The 1,038-nt window shown below is 67.3% G+C and carries 2 protein-coding genes; both read right to left on the bottom strand.

The window, feature by feature from the left end; all coding sequences use genetic code 11:
- Positions 1-29: 29 nt before the first annotated feature.
- Positions 30-464: an NfeD family protein gene (locus DBR20_RS17755; RefSeq protein WP_108267353.1), complete on the bottom strand. Its 435-nt coding sequence runs from the start codon at positions 462-464 to the stop codon at positions 30-32.
- Position 465: 1 nt separating this feature from the next.
- Positions 466-1,038, bottom strand: a 573-nt coding sequence (locus DBR20_RS17760) for an SPFH domain-containing protein (RefSeq protein WP_146187048.1), incomplete at its 5' end; no start/stop codon positions are given.

Here is a 1,038-nt window from a genome sequence, read left to right on the forward strand (position 1 = left end):
ACGAGGGGCTGCGCCGTTGGCTGGAAAACTCAGCCGGCAGCTTCGACCACCAGCGCACTGCCCTGCACCGCCATCACCCGCACCAGCGTGCCGGCCGGCAGCTCCGGCCCACTCACCTGCCATGACGCGTCATCGATGCTGACCCTGCCTTGCCCGCCGACGATGGCCTGCTGCAATGGCACCACCCGCCCGACCAGTTGTTCAGCGCGACGATTCAGCAGCGGCGCGTCGCTCTGCCGCGCGCGCGGTTTTCCCCAGTGCCGGTAGCACTGGATCGACAGCACGCTCAGCACCACGAAGGCGACCACCTGCCACAGCACCGGAATATCGGCGAACACCGCTACCAGCGCGAACACCGCCGCCGCGCCGATGCCGATCCACAGCATGAACGCGCCGGGCGCCAGCGCTTCGGCGGCAAACAGCAACAACGCCAACGCACCCCAGGCAACGACTTCCCAACGCATGTCAGCCTCCAATCGGCGGCGGGCGCTTGGCCGGCGACCGGGTTTCCTGGTTGGACAGGGCCTGCTTGGCGAGCTCGGCCACGCCGGCGATCGAACCAATCACGCCGCTGGCCTCCATCGGCATCAGCACCAGCTTCTGGTTCGGCGACGTGGCCAGTTCCTTGAACGCTTCCACATATTTCTGTGCGATGAAGTAGTTGATGGCCTGGACGTCGCCGTCGGCGATCGCCGCCGACACCACCTGGGTTGCCTTGGCTTCGGCTTCGGCCAGGCGCTCGCGGGCTTCGGCGTCGCGGAACGCGGCTTCGCGCCGCCCCTCCGCCTCCAGCACCGTGGCCTGCTTCTCGCCTTCGGCGCGCAGGATCTCGGACTGGCGCGAACCTTCCGCCTCAAGGATCTGTGCGCGCTTCTCGCGCTCGGCCTTCATCTGCCTTGCCATCGCATCGAGCAGGTCGCGCGGCGGCTGGATGTCGCGGATCTCGATGCGATTGACTTTCACGCCCCAGGGGTTGGTCGCATGGTCGACCACGCTGAGCAGCTTGGCGTTGATCACCTCGCGCTGGCTGAGCGATTC

Source organism: Stenotrophomonas sp. HMWF023, from assembly GCF_003060985.1.
GTDB lineage: Bacteria > Pseudomonadota > Gammaproteobacteria > Xanthomonadales > Xanthomonadaceae > Stenotrophomonas > Stenotrophomonas lactitubi.